Raw genomic sequence first — 17,508 nt, 5'->3', positions numbered from 1 at the left:
TAGTTCCCGGGAGATTTATATAAATTGCTTTTTCAAACAAAACACCCTTTCCACATGGCACATACTACCTCCAATCCAACGATCCATGAGGGCCGCAACTTAAAGCGATTTCGTGAGATGCTTTCGATCAAACAAGATCACCTCGCATTTGAACTCGGCGAAGACTGGAACCAGCAGAAGATTTCCCTGCTAGAACAAAAAGAAAAGATCGATTCGGATATTTTGGAGCAAGTTGCGGCCATTTTGAAAATCCCAGCCGAGGCGATTCGGAATTTTGATGAGGAGAAGGCTATTACTATTATCTCAAATACATTCAATGATCAATCAAGTGGCGTGAGTGTAAATGCCACATTTAACATCAATCCTGTTGAAGAAATCAGAAAGCTACATGATGAGAAAATGGAGCTATATGAGCGGATGTTGAAGGAGAAGGATGAGATGATGGGGCGTTTGGAGCGGTTGGTTGGGGGTTAGACAAAAGAAGCTTAACTCCGAAGAAGCTACCTTTTTATAGAAAAGAACAGATCATATCTGCAAAGGCCCCCGCGGGGCCTCCTTGGAATTGACAATCAATCAGGAGGCTACGCTGGGGCCTTTTCAATAAACTTGGTATAACCCTACTTCAATACATTTGTTTACATGCATTCGTACACCTATGAGAATCATATCAGCTAGGGAATTTCGGGCGAAGCAGAAGGATTATTTGGATCTGGCCGAAAAGGAACGTGTGATCATTCACCGGGGAAAGAACAAGAAGTCAGTTTTACTCACGCCTATTGATGAAAGTACTGAAACTGATGTCTTTTTTTCCAACCCAATGGCTATAATTCTTGACTTTTCAAGGGCTTTTGGATTTTCGGCTTTACGGGCTGCACGTTCCTTCCACTGGCTCGATTCTGCAGCTGTGACCGATTCTAATTTTTCTAAAATATCTTTTCTCGTTTGCATAGTCATTCAAAATCAATGTATCCCCAATCTAAGGCCAGAGCACCATTTAATTCAGCAACATCCGCTGTCGGCGACAACCTAGCAGCGAACATCAAAAAAATGGGGCAAATCTGGAAACGATTAGGTCATTTACTTCGATTCGTTGGTAGTTGCGGTGCCCACAGAAACGAAATGTTACAATTGTCGTACTTTCACATGATAGATTCAGAGCCAATGTATTCAGAAATATTACGGGCAACCGGCACTTATACAGATGAAGAGGAAAGGCTTTTTGAAGAAGCCGTTATGGCGCTGCAGATTAACCGAAACGAAGTTATTCTCCACAAAGGCGAGGTAGCGAAATCAATTTATTATTTGTTAAGTGGAGCCGTTTACCAATATGAACAGGTGTCCCAGATGGATCGAAATATCATCGACTTGCGCGTTCAAAATGAATGGTTTTTTGATTATCAAAGCCTGATTTCTCAACGCCCTTCTGAAACTTACATTCAAGCTTTCAGCGACTGCCACCTGCTCGAACTCAGACTGGATACCGTGCATTACTTAACGGGAAGGTCAATTGCATTTTTGCAGCTGAATAAGGTTTTGCAAGGTGCGTCAGAAAGACTGAGGTTCTTCGATCAAGCAATGACCCCTGGTGAAAAATATGCATTTATTCTTGATAACCGCCCAAGGCTGATACAAGCATTTCCTTTAAAGATGATCGCGTCTTATCTCAAACTCACTCCTGAAACGCTGAGCAGGGTCAGGAAATCAATTATCAGGACAGCCATTTCTTGATTTGGATCAATAGGTCAAATCAAACGGAAGACATACTTTTGATCTAAAACTCACTAATATGCAGCAATCATCACGATCTATCCGGCCATTTATAGGCTGCCGGAATTTTGAATTATCCCGGAATTTCTATCGCGATCTGGGCTTCGAGGAAGTCGTAATCTCATCCGACATGTCGCTTTTCAAAACAGAAAATGTCGGCTTTTACTTGCAAGATGCATTTGTCCAGGACTGGATCGACAACACAATGATTTTCCTCGAAGTGAAAAATGTACAAAATACGTGGGATCAATTAGTGTCGCTCAATCTTCCCGATAAATACCAAGGCGTGCGCCTTACGCCCATTCGCGTTGAGCATTGGGGTCGTGAATGCTTCGTCCACGATCCATCAGGCGTCTTATGGCATTTCGGAGAGTTCTTCAATAAATCGTAAGTTCTGACAAACGGAACCTTCGAAACCATTCTATGTTTTTGAAGAATTCCTTTCTGTTTGTCTTCGGCTGTTAATCCCGCAAAAAATAACAGAGCACCCAAAGCGCGATAACAGTGCCGCCATGAATGAGCATCCCCTACAGATTACTGCCGGGAGTACGCCACACGATCAGCATATCGACCAAGGGAATGAGAGAACCTGCCAGTAATGTCACAGATAACTCAGCCACCATTGCTGGCGGTGGCTTTGCTTATAGCGGTCAAATTTTTTGCAAACAGGATAAAGTGCGACAATAACGGCTATCCAGATCAGATACACGACCGGCAGGCTAAAACCGAAACCCTTCAAATCGATCTCAAAATCGTGCTGGATTGCGGACTTCCAGCCGTAACCTGTCAACTGGGCGAGTACCATGCCCAAGATGCGGATTGTGTAAAGATGCAGGATATAATAGAAAAAAGGTACCCTGCCGAAAACGCAGAAAAAGTCGACCAGTTTGCCCTTCCACTTTTCAGAATTAGCCAGAAACAGGAAGGTAAATGTTAGTGTAAATAATAAATAGCAGAGCGAAGGCGGATATTTGTTGACGTTAAAAAACGACATGAATGTCCTGCCCGTCGTACGTAAATGTATCCAGGGCACCGGGTCGCCATATACATTTGCCCATCGTATTACTATGAAAAGGAAAATGCTACCCAGCCCGATCAGGTTAAAGAGCTTCTGCCGATATTCGGTTTTAAAAGAAGACTGATAAAACTGTCCGAAATAATAGCCCAAAGACATCACGGCGATCCAGGGAATGATGGGATAAACAATTGTAAGCGTAACATTGCCGCCCAGGATTTTGGTTGAATAAACCTCATGCAATATCCCCCACCACATCGTGTTCAAATGAACGCTGTCCAGCAAATTATGCCCGGCGATCAGCAGAATTGAGATCATGAAAATCACATTGAGAGGTAAATGAATAAGCCCGGCCAAAGCGATCATACTCACGCCCAAAACCCAGATCACCGCCAGGTCTATGTTGGTGAATTCCACATTGAGGTACCAGGCGAAGGCAATGATCGTCAGTTCCATAAAAATCAGCCACAGACCACGTTTGATCAAGATGACAGACAGATTTGCTTTCGTCCGGTGCCTGCCCGACATGAAGGCCGAAACCCCGGCCAGAAAGCTGAAAGTCGGTGCGCAGACGTGCGTTATAATGCGCGTCAGATACACTGGCAACGTTGCATGCGCGGGATTGCTGATATCAAAAAACGCGGCCGAATGGTAAAAGTAGTCGCGTGTATGGTCAAGCGCCATCAGTACCATTACAAATCCTTTCAAAAGGTCGATAGATTCTATGCGAGAATTAGTTAGGGAGGTCATATAGAGCGGTTTATCTACAAAGACCTGCACCATTAATATATATTCATTACTACTTATTGAATGGTAAATGAAACCGAAGTAAATAAATGTTCAGTTTCTAATTCGGATTCAGCGACTTACGAAAAGCAGCGGGTGACATGCCTGTTTTCTGTTTGAATAATTTGTTGAAAGATTGCGGATGCTCAAAGCCTAATGCATAAGCCACATCTGCTGTGGTGAGCGAATCGCTGCCCATCATTTCCTTCGCTTTCTCAACCATCTTCAAATGAATATGCTGCTGGGTAGTCTGACCGGTAAGGGATTTCAGCATGTCGGACAAGTATCGCTGGGAAACTTTCAATTGCTCTGCTATTTCCTGGGTCGTCGGCAAGCCTTTGACCAGCGCTTCTTTCTTCTCAAATCGCTCATTCAAAAAGGCATTCATCTGATCGATCAGATCGTGATGAACTACGTTGCGCGTCAGGAATTGGCGGTTGTAAAACCGATTGCAATGATGAAGTAGCAGCTCGATCTGCGAAACCAGCACATCCAGGCTAAAATGATCCGTGTGCGTTCCCAACTCCGTCGCTATTGATTCAAATACAGCTTTAATTACACCCTTCTCTTTTTCGGAAAGAAACAATGCTTCAGAGACTGAATACGCGAAAAATCCGTAGCGGTGAATGCGGGATGCAAGGGGATGCTTGTAAAAAATATCAGGGTGAAAGTATAATGCGTAGCCTTCGTGCTCCTCCAAATCATCGGACAGCTCAACGAGCTGATTTGGCCCTACGAAAGCAAGCCCGCCATCGCGAAAATCATAAGAACCAGGCCCATATTTGGCCTTCCCGTTAAAATTCAACTTAAATGCTATTTTATAAAAATGCAGCAGATACTGACTTCCCGCATCAGCCAGACAGGGTTTGTTTTCGTCATAGTTGACCAATGTGATCAGCGGATGCAGAGGGCCCGGCAAACCAACCCGCTGCATTAGAGCCGAAATATTGTTGAAAACTACTGGTTGTCCCTGCATGTCTATTTGCCGCTTTTTGCAAATAAAAATTAATACTACACCTTAATCCTGAACAGTGGGACGGATCACGATGTCGCCAATATCCACTTGATCTGCCTGAGCGATCGCGTAGGCAACCGCTTCTGCAATGGCCGTTGCAGGAATGGCAATTTCGCTTGCCCGCTGCGTCAGAACATCCCGGATGGATTCATTCTTAATATTGCCCACAAATGGAGTATCCACAAACCCGGGTGAAATCCCTGTCACACGCCAGCGGCCTTTTGACTCTTGTCGCAAAGCTTCGCTGATGGTGCGAACTGCGTTTTTGGTAGCCGCATAAACGCCCATCGTCGGCACAATACTAATACCAGCTGTCGACATGATGTTGATAATATGTCCGGAACCCTGCATTTTGAAAATCGGCAACGCGGCGGCAATGCCATAAAGCGTGCCTTTCAGGTTCACGTCTATCATTTGCTCCCAACCTTCCACATCAGTATCTTCCAATAATTGCAGCTGACTGATGCCTGCATTGTTAATGATCACATCTAAACGGCCAAATTCGTTCAATGCCAATTGTATCAGCGAGGCGACATCAGTCCGTTTTGTTACATCCATTTGCAGGTAAACCGCCTGGCCGCCTGCTTTCTGAAAGCGTTCTGTCAGACTGGCTAATGCATCTGCCCTTCTGGCACCAAGAACGACTTTCGCTCCCTTCGCTGCCAGCAGTTCCGCCGTTGATTCACCTATGCCACTGCTTGCACCGGTGATGGCGACCACTTTATTTTCGATTCCATTTATCATATCGTATGGTTGAATGTTACGATACAAAATTCCGGAAACGAAAAGACCTAAGTGTAGCCATAACTGTCGAATGTGTAGCCGGTGGAACCGTCAATGCAATGCAAATAACAATGGACGGAAGGCATCCGGAAATAGAGAGGCAGGCTATATCTGCCTGCGCCACCTGATTTGGTTAAGGATCATGTTTTATTTGTCAACCTCTATTCCGATTTTGCCGTAGAAATCCTTATCACCGACTTTGTTTTCCAGGAGATCATGCGCTTTGCTGATCTCCGACAACGAAAAGACTTTATTAAGAACAGGTTTTAACTTGCCAGTTTCGACGAGTTTCGTTATCTCGTCCAGTTTATTTCTGTTTTGCCGGGTAAATACAAAATGGTAAGTCGCATTTTTCCCCCAAGCGTGAATCAGGTTTTGCGGTTTTTCAATGTCGACAATGGTAACTACCTGACCCAGTTGGCTGAGGATCTGTCCACTATCGGAAAGTGTATTGCCTCCTATGGTGTCAATCACAACATCAACTCCTTTTCCGGCCGTAAGTTGCTGGATAACGTCAATGTAGTTTTCATTTGCGTAGTCGATGACATGGTCGGCCCCTAATTCGAGGAGAACCTGGTGATGGACTTTTCTGGCTGTCGTGAAAACGACAGCCTCCATTGCTTTGGCGATCTGAATGGTCAGCATTCCCACGCCACCGGCACCACCATGGATCAGGATAGTCTGATTGACTTTCAACTGCGCCCGGGTAACCAACATTTCCCAGGCTGTTCCGGCTGCCAAAGGAAGCGTTGCAGCTTCCAGATGGCTGATATTTTTAGGTTTTAGAGCAATGATAGACTCATGAACGCTGTGATACTGGGCATAACTCCCCTGCCCCTTGAATATCTCAGGCGTGTAATAAACCTGGTCACCAACCTTGAAGTTTTGCACACCCTGACCTACTTCCACAATTTCACCCGAAACATCATGACCTGTGATGACCGGTAAAGTCAGCTCATCTTTATAATCGCCGCGACGGACCTGGTAGTCCAAAGGGTTCACAGATGTTGCAAAGACTTTGACCAAAACTTCCCCGAAGCCTGGCGTAGGCGTAGGCACATCGACAATTTCAAAATTATCAACCGGACCGAACTGATTTAAAATCGCTGCTTTCATTTTGTTTTTAGCTAATTAGGTAAATACCTAAGTAATTAATCAAAAAAATTATAAATTGTCTTTAATATGCTGTGCTAATTCCTGGATCGACTGTTCATTTCTTTTATAATAAGTCCATTGATCCTTCCTAGTGGCGATTAAAATGTTGGCGGCCAACATTGTTTTTAAATAAACAGAAACGGTTGGAACAGACATTCCCGCTTTTTTTGCAATGTCAGAAACGCACACGCCCATGTCCGGCGAATAATCAGCTAGCTCCTCGGCAGGAAAGTGTGCATAAGGCTCTTTTAACCATTCAAGAATGCTTAACCGGGTCTGATTTGACAATGACTTAATGACTTCTAATAATATCATGATGCAAATTTAGGAAATTACCTAAATCCCTACAAGTCTTTCTTGAAATATCTGACAGACTGGTGCCACCTTCTGCACAGGGAATCAACCCTATCTGCAAATTTTCATTTTTCAAGCGCCAAGCACCCGCAAAGGACACAGCAAGACCAATTCCCGAAGTGGGCCGGTCATGATTGATTGGCTCAGTCATTGTTTGCCATTTCCCGTTTACCAGCATTTTAATATGCTCTTCATAAATAGGTTTTACATCTTTTACATAACCACGGCCCGCCATATTGGACTGGCCGATCATTAAAAATGAATGCAGGGTATTTTCTTTTCTATCCGTAGGTAAAATTCGGTTTGTATACGCACGCAATACAGATTCAAAATCACAACCAAACCAATTTGGACACAACGAACCGTAATCTGGAAACATTCCTCTTTTGATATCTGCTGACTTTTGCATTGTAAATATTTAAACTTGTTAAAATGGTGATTTGCTGGCGAAAACCGAAAGCCTTATTAATGCGTATTTTAATAATGAGTCAGGCTTGAAAAATGGTGTGCTAACCGTTGAATATCTGGCGCGGCAACTCAGTTTATCACCCAATTATTTGAGTGATGCGCTTCGATCGCTCACCGGGCAAGGCGCACAGCAACACATTCAGGATAAATTAGTTGGAAAAGCGAAAGAATATTTAACTGCAAGTAATTTATCAGTTTCTGAAATCGCCTATAATTTAGGCTTCGAGCGCCCTCAATCATTCAATAAATTGTTTAAAAACAAAACCGACATGTCTCCATTGAAATTCAGGCAATCCTTTAACTGAAAGGTGAAACAGCAAAGATTTAAGCTTTTGTCTGCCTTTGCTATCCTGCCTGGCGAACCGCAGGTTTGTTGATACAGACATTCAATTCATAGCCCCAATAATGAACTCCATCAGAATATCAGGTCTGTTTTGCTAAGAATCCCACGGTAAAACTTTACTTTTTGGGCTTGAATCGCTTAAACCCTTATTATGATTCGCGCAGAAAGACTTCATGTAAAACGCGGGCTGATCTTTTTCTTTTCGTCGCTGCTCTATGCATTGTGCCAAATGCTTTTGAGCAACATTGTGATGGAAGATGATTTATGGAAGAATTTTCATATCCAATTATCAGCCCATTACATCGTGGTTTTCGCAATGTGTGTGGCCGACTACCAGTTGTTGCTTTTCCTGAATAAACATCTGCCCTACTCAAAAAATATCATTTACCGGATCATTGCCGAGCTTACAGGACTGATCGCCATTTGCTTTATACTGCTGTTGGTATTTAATTTTCTGATCTACAATGTATTGCTGGTTCCGCATGAAGGAATGCCTTCTTTGCTGACGAAATTTGCATTGGCAATGCTTACCAACACTCCTATTCTGCTTGTCTTCGAACTGATCCATTATTTTCAGTCTGAACAAAAGGCGATTGCGGATTCGGAAAAGGCACAACGTGAAGCGCTGCTATTTGAGCATGAAACATTGAAATCCCAAATCAATCCCCATTTCCTTTTCAATTCGTTAAATGTCCTTTCGTCTTTAATTTATATCAACCTCGAAAACGCGAATAAATTCACCAAGGCACTTTCAAAAACATACCGGTATGTGCTTTCACTCAACCGCCAACCTCAGGTAACCGTTGCCGAGGAACTGGACGCACTTGATTCATACCTCTTTCTGATGAGGATGCGTTTTGAGGATTCTTTCTACTTTACCATTGAAAAGACCGCTTCCCGCCAGGAAAGTAAAATTATTCCGCTCACTTTACAGCTGCTTTTAGAAAATGCATTCAAACATAATATTGCAACCGAAGAATCGCCATTAAATATCCGTCTGACCATTGGCAGTGAATACATTACTCTCGAAAATAGCATACAGCCCACAAGCGATACAGACAAAGGTGGGATCGGATTAAAATATCTTTCGAAGCAATATGAATTATATGGCAAAAAAGTAGTTGTGCAACACACGGGCAGTCTGTTTATTGTCAAAATCCCTTACATAGCGCCATGAATTATTTGATAGTTGAAGATGAGCGGTTTGCGTATGAAGAATTAAAACGCATGATGACGCAATTGCGCCCTCATTACCAATTTGAAAAGCGGACCAAAACGGTCATTGATACCATTGCATTCCTGAAATCCAATACGGTCGATTTAATCTTGATGGACATTCGGCTTGCTGATGGAAACTGCTTTGAAATATTCAATCACGTCGAAGTTACCACACCCGTTATTTTTACCACCGCTTATGACGAACACGCGATTAAAGCCTTCAAGTTTAACAGCATAGATTATCTTTTAAAGCCATTTGACGAGAAAGAATTAGAATCGGCACTCATTAAATTTGAAAATATCTTCCACAGCAATTCCTATAAACCGGTTTCGAAGGATTTTGAGCAAATCCTTTTTACCAAACTCAAAAACCGATTCCTGATATCAAAAGGTGAAAATTACCATTATATAGAAACGCAGGATATCGCCCACTTTTACAGCGAAGACGGCGTGGTTTTCCTGCACACTTTCGAAAATAAAAGGCATATTATCAATTACACGTTGGACCAATTGGAACAGCAACTCGATAACAGTTTGTTTTTCCGGGTTTCGCGCAATTGCATCGGCAATGTGAAAGCGATTGAGAATGTTGCAAAGTACTTTAATACCCGTTTGCAACTCACTTTTTCACCGCCTTGTCCCCACGAAGTGCTCGTCAGTCGCGTCCGCGTTCCCGACTTCTTGAAATGGATGGACGGAGTGCTTGAATAATTCCATTTCCCCGCTGCTGCACTTTAACCTGCCGATTCTAAACTCCATGGTTTATCGATTTCTGTGCCGGGCGATTCGCCGTTCTTTTGAGGAATCAAAACGAATGTAAACGTCAAAGACAAGGTCAAAACCATGAAACGAGTATTATTAGTGGCTACATTATTCGTAGCACTATTTTCCAAAAAAGCAGAAGCGCAGCAAGTATCTTTCAAAACAGAATTCATTGGAAATTCGGGCTATTGGTTTCTTCCCAATGGCGATAAACCGAAGGAAAGGATCGGCGACGGCACAGGTTCGGCGATCATTTATCAGGGCGCATTTAATATGCCGATCTCCTCGAAAATGAATAAAAATAAGCGCCCGACCGTCTGGGGAGTTGGCCTCAGCGGGGCATATGCATCACTCAACAACAAAAATTTCGAGGATGAAATGGTTTCAAAAATCCTGAATCTTCAAGTGGGCATTTATCACTTGCGGCCACTGAATGACAAATGGTCTATGCGGGCCAGTGTGGGTGTGGGCGTGTTTACACCGTCTGCGAACCTATCCAAAATCAGGTTCAAAAACGTGCTTGCAGTGCAGGCGTCGTCTTTATCCGCCACCTGAAACCCAACCTGGCCATTGGCGGCGGATTAGCAATCAACAGTTCCCTGGGCTATCCAATGCTATTTCCGGCCGTTTACCTGAACTGGAAACGCGAGGGCAACTTCGACCTTAAAGCCGAGCTGATTGACGGGCTGGATATTTCGGCGACTTATGGGTTCAATAAACAGGTTAAGCTGGCGCTCGCTTTCGAAATGAACGGACAAATGGCGCTGCTTGAAAAGGACGGCAGGGATAAGATATTCTCTCACCAATATATTGTCACAGGCCTTCGCCCGGAAGTCAAATTAGGTAAAACGGGCCTTTCAATGTCGGCTATGGTCGGGCTGAATTTGTACCGCCCCGCCGCTTACAGCGACCGGACTTTGAAAGGCATGTTTGCTGGTAATAATGATTACTATTTCGCTGTTTCACCTTATGCTTCGGTTGGTTTAAAAATGGGGTTTTAGTTTGAGTTTGCCGTTCTTACCGACTGGCGCGACTTCATTAAGCGGCGCTGTTATTTCCGGCTTTTCCTGACTGGAATACATATCAATAAATGCCTTTAATGCGGCTGATTGTGATTTATCCTGCCTGAAAATCAGGACGGTGATCATTGTTCCCAGCTGTTTGTCCAACACATTGCTTGTAATTTTTCTGCCTGCATAATATTGGGAAACAACCTCTTCGGGCAATATGGTCATCCCCAAACCGGCTTCGAAGAAGTTGATAATTCCTTCAATAGAATTGAGCACGGTGCTTTTGTACTGGACGATGCCTTTGGAGCTTAGCCAGCATATCCTTCATTTTTCGTTTATCTCAGAGACACAGCACTCCAGTCTATTTTGGCTCATGAGTTTGGCCACCACACTCAATATGATTTGGGCATTTTACAACCAGGTATGAAATTAACTCCAAAAATCTCCCGACGCACCGAATTAATGGCCGATGCATACGCAGCCTACTTTCTGGCGTACACCAAAGGAGCCGCGATGAAGCTCAATGATTTGCAACAAGTTGCAGAAGTATTTTATAACATAGGTTATTCCAGAAACGCAGACAAAAAAGACCATATTATCGGCAGCCGCGAATTTGCGAGTCTGTTTGACGCAGACTTGAATGAGCTTGTCAAAAAGTAGCCTCCGCGCACCGCTGCTTAAAAATCTTACCCATTACAATTAACTTCAACCTCCTTTCGGAACCCGCAGTTAGCTCGCCGAAGCGCGCAAAAGACCAGAGCGTATAAAGGAAACCGTCATTAACAGTTTACTATATACGCTCTGGTGTTTTACAATTAAAGATTCATTCCGCCCGTCAGTTCGATCCGCTGGCCATTGACCCATTTGGCATCTTCGCTGCACAGGAATGCAACTACTCCACCCACGTCGTCTGGCAAACCTACACGTCCCAGTGCGGTTGCGCCCGCTACATACGCACGGATTTGCGGTGTATCCTCCATTGCTCCACCTCCAAAAATCGCCCCGGGCGCAACAACATTGGCGGTAATTCCACGCGGGCCCAGTTCAAGTGCCAGGAATCTGGTATACACATCGACTCCGCCCTTCATAATTCCGTAAGCAGAAACGCCCTGAAAGCTCACACGAGAAACAGCGGAAGAAATATTAATGATCCGTCCCCCGTCTTGAAGATGGTCAAGCGATTTTTGGGTAAGAAAATAAACTCCTTTGAGATGAATGTTAAACATTTCATCGAATTGCGCCTCAGTGGTTTCCCAAACGGGTGCTGTAAGGCTGGTTCCCGCATTATTAATCAGGAAATCAAAACGATCTGTGCCGAAGCCCGTTCTTAGTACCGAGTCGACTTTTAGAAAAAAATCTTCAAAGCCGCTTGAATCGGCCGTATTGAGCTGTAACGCTACGGCCTTCCTTCCAAGAGATGTAATAGCGTCCACGGTTTTTTCTGCCTCAGCCGCATTGCTATTGTATGTAAGCAAGACATCGATTCCCTTTTGCGCAAGTTTTATTGCAATTTCTCTACCAATTCCACGGCTTCCGCCGGTTACCAAAGCGATTTTTTGAGTTGTCATCAGATTATATTTGTACGGATTAAAAACTGTACAAAAGTCCGTCGAATGACCACGTGCTGGTTAGTGCGAGCCAATCAATTTTATGTATAATTCAAACTTTTAGTCTGACTGCGAAAAGCTCCCGGCGATAAGGAGGTTTCATTTTTGAAGAATTTGGCAAAATGCGCGAAATCTGAAAAGCCAAGACTATCCGCTATTTCGGCTATACTCCAATCCGTGAGCCTTAACAATGCCCGCGCTTCCTGAAGGATTCTGCCCGAGATTAGTTCGGTCGTTGTTAGACCCGTGGTGTCTTTTAGTATTTTGTTTAAATGGTTGATGTGCACGGCAAGGTGATCAGCATACTGTTTGGCTGTGCGCAGAGCCACCTTTTGCTGCGGGCTTTCTAGTGGAAATTGTCGTTCCAGCAGCTCTAAAAACAAGGACGTAGTTCGGGCCGAAGCGCTGTGGTTGGGATGAAGCATAACGGTAGACTGTAGCTTCTGACCAATGTGTATCAATTCAAGGGTGTAGGCCCGAAGCAGGTCATATTTGTAAGCATAGTTAGAGCCGATTTCAGCCTCCATATTGTCGAATATGCCTTGAACCCGGGAAATGTCCGAATCCGAAAGTGCATAAACGGGATGCTCAGGAGATTTAAAAATGGGTAATTCGTCTAATGTGACACCGCTCATCGCAGGATGAAAAAATTCAGCTGTAAACACACAGAATTGTCCGGTTTGCCTGCCTATGGGCGACCAGTAATAGGGACTTTTGGGTGTAGTAAAAATCAATGTTGGCCGCGTGATTTCAACGGTGCCGTCCGGATACTCAGCCAGCGAATTACCTGTGAGAAAGCTTATTTTATAATAAGCGCGGGAAGCGCAGGACATTGTCCTTTTTTCCCGCGCTTCCTGCACAATATCGGTCAAATTAAAGACATTGAAATGTCCAACTTCCTGTTGTATTCCTTCCGGCAACAGCGCACTCAAATCCACCGACGAGCCGCTGGAAAGGTGGTAACAAAGATCTTCGAAAGAGCGCTTGGGCATGACTTCGTTTTTGTAAAAAACAAAGGTAGCAATAATTAGATAAAGCTGAGAACAATAGAAGTTTACCAAGGAGCACTGAAATGAAAGACACGCTAAACATCGGTAGCGATCTCAAAATATCCTATGCGTAAACCTGCGCAATAAACTGCTTCAGAGTGGTTGGCTTTCTGCCTAAAAAGCGCTCCAAAGTAGGATCATCCGCATCCATTGTATGCTGTGATAATGCCGTAGCCCAGGTGATAAACATGCCGATATACTGATCCGGCACGCCAAAGCTTTTCAGCATTGATTCAAATTCATCGACCGATAGAGATTGATAGGATACTTCTTTTCCGAGCACTCTGGACAGCTCACCCGCGATGTCCGAAAAAGATACCGAATCGGTGTTTGTCAATTGGTAGAGCTTATTTTCGTGGCCATCCGAAGCCAGGATGTGCGCCGCGGCTTCTGCTAACTCCTCCCGAAGCACGTAACTGGCTTTGCCATTTTGAGCCGGGAACACTATGTTTCCTGTCTCTGCAACCTTTTCGCCCGCGAAGACGGGAATCATTTCCAGATACATGCCATTTTGCAGGATCGTGTAATCGATGCCGCTATTCATCAAAGATGCCTCTGACTCGACATGCGAGTTTTGAAATGCAGCAATGGCGGAATTTTCAAAGCCTGGTTTTCTTACAAATGATGTATACACAAGGTGCTTGACGCCAGCCTCTTTTGCTGCTTTAATCACATTTAAATGGTGCGCTGTCCTGTTTTCAAAAGCCTGCCGGTCATTGCTCGACACCAGTAATAGCTTGTCTACGCCATTAAAAGCCTGGACCAGTGAATCGTAATCTGCATAATCCCCAACTCTTATTTCAATGCCCTTTTCTTGAAGCGCCTGCGCCTTTGCTGCGTCTCTTACCAAAGCGGAAATCTGAGATGGTTCAATTCCTTTTTTTAACAAATGGTCAATGGCATTGCGGCCGAACTGCCCTGTTGCACCCGTAACTAGTATCATGTTGTTTTTGTTTTATGATGGACAAAATTAATGCTTCCACTATATAAAGTATAGTTTGTTATCATAAAATATCAGTATACTTTTGTATACTGAACATTATAAACAGCTGATATGAGTGACTTTAAAGATTTCATTGGAAGTGATAAAGGGCCGCAATGTCCGCGGACTTACATTCTGGCTTTGACAGATACATTGAATGTCGTCAGCGGCAAGTGGAAATTGCCCATTATCGCAGCGCTACTCCGTGGTGTAAGCAGGTTTAAAGACCTGTTAGACAGCACCGAAAAGATAACGCCGCGCATGTTATCAAAGGAATTGAAGGAGCTTGAAATGAACAGCATTGTCGAGCGCAAGGTGTACAGTCAGACGCCCGTGCTGATCGAATACAAATTAACAAAGTCCGGCAAAGAGATTGCCAATGTGATTGATTCCATGATCGATTGGGGAATGGTTCACAGAACGCAGGTGATCACGGATGGCGATGCAGTAAAAACAAGCTAACCTGATCCCCTTTACACAGGTGATTCCCACAAAGTACGACTAAGAGAAATTGCAGCCAAATGCTAATGTCGTCTAGCCCGCGATAGAAGTTTCCCTTAGAAAGATGATCCGAAAATTGTCTGGATTCAGGAAATTTGATTTAAACTTGATTGAAATTTAATATAACCTGCATCGAAATGGATATCTCACAAATTTTTAAAAACAACCAGAATTGGGTTCAAAGCAAGCTTAATCAGGAAGCGAATTACTTCAGTGACCTTTCCAAGGGACAGACTCCCGACATTCTCTACATAGGCTGTTCAGACAGCCGTGTGTCAGCAGAAGAGCTGATGGGTATCGCACCTGGCGAAGCATTTATTCACAGAAACATCGCGAATATGGTGCCGAACACCGATTTGAGCGTCATGTCAGTGATCAACTATGCCGTGGAGCATCTTAAAGTAAATCACATAGTTGTCTGCGGACATTACTATTGCGGCGGTGTGCAGGCAGCCATGAAATCCGGCGATCTTGGGATATTAAATCCTTGGTTAAGAAATATTCGTGACGTTTACAGGACTCATAAAAATGAATTGACTGCCATAGAAAATGAAGAACTGCGTTACAAAAGATTGGTTGAATTGAACGTCGAGGAGCAATGCATTAATGTAATCAAAACGGCTGAAGTGCAAAAAGCGCAACGTGACCGGGGTCTGACCGTTCATGGTTGGGTATTCGATATACACTCCGGAAACCTGATTGACCTGAACATCAACTTCAAAAAGTTATTGGAAAATATCATGGAAATTTATCGCCTCGATTTGACCGAACCAGAGGTTCAGACTGCCAAACCGTAAAATTTTGATCAAAGAATTGCTTTAAGTAAGGCAAGTGAATTGATCCGTCCTTATGCGCGGGCATGGAAGCTAAGATGGGTACATCGTTAGTCTAAATGTCCGCGTATCCTCTGAGAGTAGACACCCTAGCTTGTCACGGCGCAAGGACCTCCACGGCAATGGAGATTGATCAGCAGCTGATAAATGGAAGTTGGATCGCTGACTGAACTTTTTACCATATGGTAAATGAAAACCTCACAACAGTTTCGAATTTTAATTTATGGAAGAGCTCATCAATTACATATTACAGTTTGGGAATCTGAACAGGCAACAAACAGATTTCATTTTGAGCAAAGCGAAGACACTGGAACTTCATAAGGAGGAATATTTTTCTGAGGCCGGAAAGGTGCCTCGGCACGTAGGATTTTTAACGGAAGGTGTCGTCCGTTTTTGCTATTACAACAATAAAGGAGAAGAGATCACCCATCATTTTATTGACGAGAACAACTTCGTTTCGGACCAACAAAAATTTGAGGCACAAATGGTGGCTTCCGAGTATATTCAGGCAGTCACCCATTGCAAATTGCTCGTTTTTTCAAAAAAAGATTGGGATCAGATCGGAAACACAATCGTTGGCTGGGGCGCTATTGAAAATCTTATTTTAAAAAATTGTTTACTAAAAACGATCGAAAGAAGGAGTCCGTTGGTTTCAGAAGATGCCACCACCCGTTATTTATCTTTCATAGAACAATTCCCGGGTCTTGTCAATCGCATTCCGCTTTCTCATATTGCTTCTTACCTGGGAATTACACAACAATCACTAAGCAGAATAAGAAGAAACATTCGTTAAAATCGCTTTTTACCATTTGGTAAAAGGTGGGCTTTTTCAGATACCGACCTTTGCATCATTACTTTAATCAATGAAGAAATGAGCAAGAAAGTCGTATTAATAACAGGAACAAATAGCGGGTTTGGATGGCTTACAGCTAACAGTGTTGCCGCTTTGGGGCACAAAGTTTATGCTACCATGCGCGATACCGAAGGAAAGAATTCTGATAAAGCAAAGGCTTTGTCACAAGTTGAAAACGTGACGGTTCTGGATGTATCGCTTACAGACGAAGCGAGCGTGAAAAATGCGTTTGACAAAATTATTGCTGCGGAAGGAACAATCGACGTGCTCGTCAACAATGCGGGTGTCGGGATGTTTGGCGTGGCTGAAAGTTCCACGACCGCTGATGTGCAACGCATGTTCGATGTGAATGTTTTCGCCCCTTGGAGGCTGATAAAGCTGGTTTTGCCCGCTATGCGCAAGCAGTCAGATGGTTTGATCATCAATGTTTCGAGTGGATTCGGAGCAGTTTCTTTTCCGTTTTCGACGGTGTATAGTGCTTCGAAATTTGGTTTGGAAGGATTAAGTGAAGGGTTACATTATGAATTAAGACCTCTGGGAGTGGACGTTGCCATTATTCAACCCGGCACTTTCCCAACCGAAATGTCACAGAAAATACAGTCTGGCTCTGACACATCCATTGTTGACGATTATACAGCCATATCGGAGTATCCGAATAAAATGTTTGCTGCCATCAGCCAGATTTTTGAAACGGTAAAACCTGATCCACAGGACGTTGCCGATGCAGTGGTTAAGCTCATCAATTTACCGAAAGGACAGAGACCATTAAGAACAGTTGTTGACCCGTCCACAGGAGAATTTATTAAAAAGGCCAACGACGCTGTCAGTGTGGAATATGCCAAAGCTCTAACAGCATTTGGAATGGAAGGACTTTTGACGTAGACAAATGTCTATGATATTTTACTGCAAATATCATCTTTTTAGTCAAGCATTATGAGGACATTTGCGTGATCTAATCGAGCAAGCCGATATGAAAAACCGACAGGTGTATCTGCACTCATATATGT

The 17,508-nt window shown here is 43.7% G+C and carries 22 protein-coding genes and 1 pseudogene; 12 read left to right on the top strand and 11 right to left on the bottom strand.

Annotation, left to right across the window (positions count from 1 at the left end; genetic code table 11):
- Positions 1-54 precede the first annotated feature (54 nt).
- Entirely contained in the window at positions 55-474 is a 420-nt protein-coding gene (locus B5X68_RS18250) for a helix-turn-helix domain-containing protein (RefSeq protein ID WP_082216215.1), read from the top strand.
- 261 nt (positions 475-735) lie between these two features.
- On the opposite strand, the gene B5X68_RS28960 is transcribed toward B5X68_RS18250, so the two are convergent.
- A complete protein-coding gene (locus B5X68_RS28960; protein WP_170916681.1) occupies positions 736-948 on the bottom strand; it encodes a hypothetical protein in 213 nt (70 codons plus the stop codon).
- A 213-nt stretch (positions 949-1,161) separates the two neighbouring features.
- On the opposite strand from B5X68_RS28960, the gene B5X68_RS18240 reads away from it, so the two are divergent.
- Both B5X68_RS18240 and B5X68_RS18235 read left to right on the top strand, forming a co-directional pair.
- On the top strand, positions 1,162-1,728 hold the full coding sequence (locus B5X68_RS18240; RefSeq protein ID WP_212568018.1) for a Crp/Fnr family transcriptional regulator: 567 nt from the start codon (positions 1,162-1,164) through the stop codon (positions 1,726-1,728).
- Between the two features lie 58 nt (positions 1,729-1,786).
- Positions 1,787-2,158: a VOC family protein gene (locus B5X68_RS18235; protein ID WP_082216212.1), complete on the top strand. Its 372-nt coding sequence runs from the start codon at positions 1,787-1,789 to the stop codon at positions 2,156-2,158.
- A 210-nt stretch (positions 2,159-2,368) separates the two neighbouring features.
- On the opposite strand, the gene B5X68_RS18230 is transcribed toward B5X68_RS18235, so the two are convergent.
- From B5X68_RS18230 to B5X68_RS18205, 6 genes are all read right to left on the bottom strand, one after another.
- On the bottom strand, positions 2,369-3,532 hold the full coding sequence (locus B5X68_RS18230; protein ID WP_082216533.1) for an acetyltransferase domain-containing protein: 1,164 nt from the start codon (positions 3,530-3,532) through the stop codon (positions 2,369-2,371).
- 97 nt (positions 3,533-3,629) lie between these two features.
- Positions 3,630-4,544 carry a helix-turn-helix domain-containing protein gene (locus B5X68_RS18225; RefSeq protein WP_229208473.1) on the bottom strand — a complete coding sequence of 305 codons (915 nt, stop codon included), beginning with the start codon at positions 4,542-4,544 and terminating at the stop codon, positions 3,630-3,632.
- Positions 4,545-4,586: 42 nt separating this feature from the next.
- Complete coding sequence (locus B5X68_RS18220) at positions 4,587-5,327, bottom strand: SDR family oxidoreductase (RefSeq protein ID WP_141110337.1); 741 nt, start codon at positions 5,325-5,327, stop codon at positions 4,587-4,589.
- A 186-nt stretch (positions 5,328-5,513) separates the two neighbouring features.
- Positions 5,514-6,482: a zinc-dependent alcohol dehydrogenase family protein gene (locus tag B5X68_RS18215; RefSeq protein ID WP_082216211.1), complete on the bottom strand. Its 969-nt coding sequence runs from the start codon at positions 6,480-6,482 to the stop codon at positions 5,514-5,516.
- 48 nt (positions 6,483-6,530) lie between these two features.
- Entirely contained in the window at positions 6,531-6,836 is a 306-nt protein-coding gene (locus B5X68_RS18210) for an ArsR/SmtB family transcription factor (protein ID WP_082216210.1), read from the bottom strand.
- Positions 6,814-7,284, bottom strand: coding sequence for a sialate O-acetylesterase (locus B5X68_RS18205; protein WP_212568017.1), 471 nt, complete (start codon positions 7,282-7,284; stop codon positions 6,814-6,816). Before B5X68_RS18205 ends, B5X68_RS18210 begins: the two co-directional genes overlap by 23 nt.
- A 31-nt stretch (positions 7,285-7,315) precedes the next feature.
- Here B5X68_RS18205 and B5X68_RS18200 point away from each other — a divergent pair, with 31 nt between their 5' ends.
- The 4 genes and pseudogenes from B5X68_RS18200 (at position 7,316) to B5X68_RS29490 (ending at position 10,667) form a co-directional block, all read left to right on the top strand.
- Positions 7,316-7,648: a helix-turn-helix domain-containing protein gene (locus B5X68_RS18200; RefSeq protein ID WP_082216209.1), complete on the top strand. Its 333-nt coding sequence runs from the start codon at positions 7,316-7,318 to the stop codon at positions 7,646-7,648.
- Between the two features lie 189 nt (positions 7,649-7,837).
- Positions 7,838-8,863, top strand: a complete 1,026-nt coding sequence (locus B5X68_RS18195) for a sensor histidine kinase (protein ID WP_082216208.1) — start codon at positions 7,838-7,840, stop codon at positions 8,861-8,863.
- Complete coding sequence (locus tag B5X68_RS18190; protein WP_082216207.1) at positions 8,860-9,615, top strand: LytR/AlgR family response regulator transcription factor; 756 nt, start codon at positions 8,860-8,862, stop codon at positions 9,613-9,615. The genes B5X68_RS18195 and B5X68_RS18190 overlap by 4 nt, the downstream gene beginning before the upstream one ends.
- A gap of 132 nt (positions 9,616-9,747) precedes the next feature.
- Positions 9,748-10,667, top strand: a pseudogene (locus B5X68_RS29490) (DUF6268 family outer membrane beta-barrel protein).
- On the opposite strand, the gene B5X68_RS18180 reads toward B5X68_RS29490, so the two are convergent.
- Positions 10,650-10,997 (bottom strand): LysR substrate-binding domain-containing protein, encoded by a 348-nt coding sequence (locus tag B5X68_RS18180; protein ID WP_082216206.1) that lies wholly within the window; start codon positions 10,995-10,997, stop codon positions 10,650-10,652. The pseudogene B5X68_RS29490 and the gene B5X68_RS18180 sit on opposite strands and share 18 nt — an antisense overlap.
- 102 nt (positions 10,998-11,099) lie before the next feature.
- Here B5X68_RS18180 and B5X68_RS18175 point away from each other — a divergent pair, with 102 nt between their 5' ends.
- Complete coding sequence (locus tag B5X68_RS18175) at positions 11,100-11,336, top strand: hypothetical protein (protein ID WP_082216205.1); 237 nt, start codon at positions 11,100-11,102, stop codon at positions 11,334-11,336.
- 155 nt (positions 11,337-11,491) lie between these two features.
- On the opposite strand, the gene B5X68_RS18170 is transcribed toward B5X68_RS18175, so the two are convergent.
- The 3 genes from B5X68_RS18170 to B5X68_RS18160 form a co-directional block, all read right to left on the bottom strand.
- On the bottom strand, positions 11,492-12,244 hold the full coding sequence (locus B5X68_RS18170; protein ID WP_082216204.1) for an SDR family NAD(P)-dependent oxidoreductase: 753 nt from the start codon (positions 12,242-12,244) through the stop codon (positions 11,492-11,494).
- Between the two features lie 80 nt (positions 12,245-12,324).
- On the bottom strand, positions 12,325-13,275 hold the full coding sequence (locus B5X68_RS18165; protein WP_082216203.1) for a helix-turn-helix domain-containing protein: 951 nt from the start codon (positions 13,273-13,275) through the stop codon (positions 12,325-12,327).
- 121 nt (positions 13,276-13,396) lie between these two features.
- Positions 13,397-14,275, bottom strand: a complete 879-nt coding sequence (locus tag B5X68_RS18160; protein ID WP_082216202.1) for an SDR family oxidoreductase — start codon at positions 14,273-14,275, stop codon at positions 13,397-13,399.
- Positions 14,276-14,386: 111 nt separating this feature from the next.
- On the opposite strand from B5X68_RS18160, the gene B5X68_RS18155 reads away from it, so the two are divergent.
- The 4 genes from B5X68_RS18155 to B5X68_RS18140 all read left to right on the top strand — a co-directional run bounded on the left by B5X68_RS18155 (position 14,387) and on the right by B5X68_RS18140 (position 17,383).
- Entirely contained in the window at positions 14,387-14,776 is a 390-nt protein-coding gene (locus B5X68_RS18155; RefSeq protein ID WP_082216201.1) for a winged helix-turn-helix transcriptional regulator, read from the top strand.
- 176 nt (positions 14,777-14,952) lie between these two features.
- Positions 14,953-15,612, top strand: coding sequence for a carbonic anhydrase (locus B5X68_RS18150; protein ID WP_082216200.1), 660 nt, complete (start codon positions 14,953-14,955; stop codon positions 15,610-15,612).
- A 259-nt stretch (positions 15,613-15,871) separates the two neighbouring features.
- The gene (locus B5X68_RS18145; RefSeq protein WP_082216199.1) at positions 15,872-16,441 is read left to right on the top strand and encodes a Crp/Fnr family transcriptional regulator; all 570 of its coding nucleotides are present in this window, start codon (positions 15,872-15,874) and stop codon (positions 16,439-16,441) included.
- Positions 16,442-16,519: 78 nt separating this feature from the next.
- Positions 16,520-17,383: an SDR family oxidoreductase gene (locus tag B5X68_RS18140; protein ID WP_082216198.1), complete on the top strand. Its 864-nt coding sequence runs from the start codon at positions 16,520-16,522 to the stop codon at positions 17,381-17,383.
- Positions 17,384-17,508 lie beyond the last annotated feature (125 nt).

Origin of the sequence: Dyadobacter psychrophilus, from assembly GCF_900167945.1 — a bacterium.
Taxonomy (GTDB): Bacteria; Bacteroidota; Bacteroidia; order Cytophagales; family Spirosomataceae; genus Dyadobacter; species Dyadobacter psychrophilus.
The sequence above is the reverse complement of the archived record's forward strand: the minus strand, read 5'-3'. Positions and strand labels throughout refer to the sequence as shown.

Excerpts from the sequence above, each read along its gene's own strand:
- B5X68_RS18250 (WP_082216215.1), top strand. The coding sequence starts at position 55 with ATGGCACATACTACCTCCAATCCAACGATCCATGAGGGCCGCAACTTA.
- B5X68_RS28960 (WP_170916681.1), bottom strand. The coding sequence starts at position 948 with ATGCAAACGAGAAAAGATATTTTAGAAAAATTAGAATCGGTCACAGCT.
- B5X68_RS18240 (WP_212568018.1), top strand. The coding sequence starts at position 1,162 with ATGTATTCAGAAATATTACGGGCAACCGGCACTTATACAGATGAAGAG.
- B5X68_RS18235 (WP_082216212.1), top strand. The coding sequence starts at position 1,787 with ATGCAGCAATCATCACGATCTATCCGGCCATTTATAGGCTGCCGGAAT.
- B5X68_RS18230 (WP_082216533.1), bottom strand. The coding sequence starts at position 3,532 with ATGACCTCCCTAACTAATTCTCGCATAGAATCTATCGACCTTTTGAAA.
- B5X68_RS18225 (WP_229208473.1), bottom strand. The coding sequence starts at position 4,544 with ATGCAGGGACAACCAGTAGTTTTCAACAATATTTCGGCTCTAATGCAG.
- B5X68_RS18220 (WP_141110337.1), bottom strand. The coding sequence starts at position 5,327 with ATGATAAATGGAATCGAAAATAAAGTGGTCGCCATCACCGGTGCAAGC.
- B5X68_RS18215 (WP_082216211.1), bottom strand. The coding sequence starts at position 6,482 with ATGAAAGCAGCGATTTTAAATCAGTTCGGTCCGGTTGATAATTTTGAA.
- B5X68_RS18210 (WP_082216210.1), bottom strand. The coding sequence starts at position 6,836 with ATGATATTATTAGAAGTCATTAAGTCATTGTCAAATCAGACCCGGTTA.
- B5X68_RS18205 (WP_212568017.1), bottom strand. The coding sequence starts at position 7,284 with ATGCAAAAGTCAGCAGATATCAAAAGAGGAATGTTTCCAGATTACGGT.
- B5X68_RS18195 (WP_082216208.1), top strand. The coding sequence starts at position 7,838 with ATGATTCGCGCAGAAAGACTTCATGTAAAACGCGGGCTGATCTTTTTC.
- B5X68_RS18190 (WP_082216207.1), top strand. The coding sequence starts at position 8,860 with ATGAATTATTTGATAGTTGAAGATGAGCGGTTTGCGTATGAAGAATTA.
- B5X68_RS18175 (WP_082216205.1), top strand. The coding sequence starts at position 11,100 with ATGAAATTAACTCCAAAAATCTCCCGACGCACCGAATTAATGGCCGAT.
- B5X68_RS18170 (WP_082216204.1), bottom strand. The coding sequence starts at position 12,244 with ATGACAACTCAAAAAATCGCTTTGGTAACCGGCGGAAGCCGTGGAATT.
- B5X68_RS18165 (WP_082216203.1), bottom strand. The coding sequence starts at position 13,275 with ATGCCCAAGCGCTCTTTCGAAGATCTTTGTTACCACCTTTCCAGCGGC.
- B5X68_RS18160 (WP_082216202.1), bottom strand. The coding sequence starts at position 14,275 with ATGATACTAGTTACGGGTGCAACAGGGCAGTTCGGCCGCAATGCCATT.
- B5X68_RS18155 (WP_082216201.1), top strand. The coding sequence starts at position 14,387 with ATGAGTGACTTTAAAGATTTCATTGGAAGTGATAAAGGGCCGCAATGT.
- B5X68_RS18150 (WP_082216200.1), top strand. The coding sequence starts at position 14,953 with ATGGATATCTCACAAATTTTTAAAAACAACCAGAATTGGGTTCAAAGC.
- B5X68_RS18145 (WP_082216199.1), top strand. The coding sequence starts at position 15,872 with ATGGAAGAGCTCATCAATTACATATTACAGTTTGGGAATCTGAACAGG.
- B5X68_RS18140 (WP_082216198.1), top strand. The coding sequence starts at position 16,520 with ATGAGCAAGAAAGTCGTATTAATAACAGGAACAAATAGCGGGTTTGGA.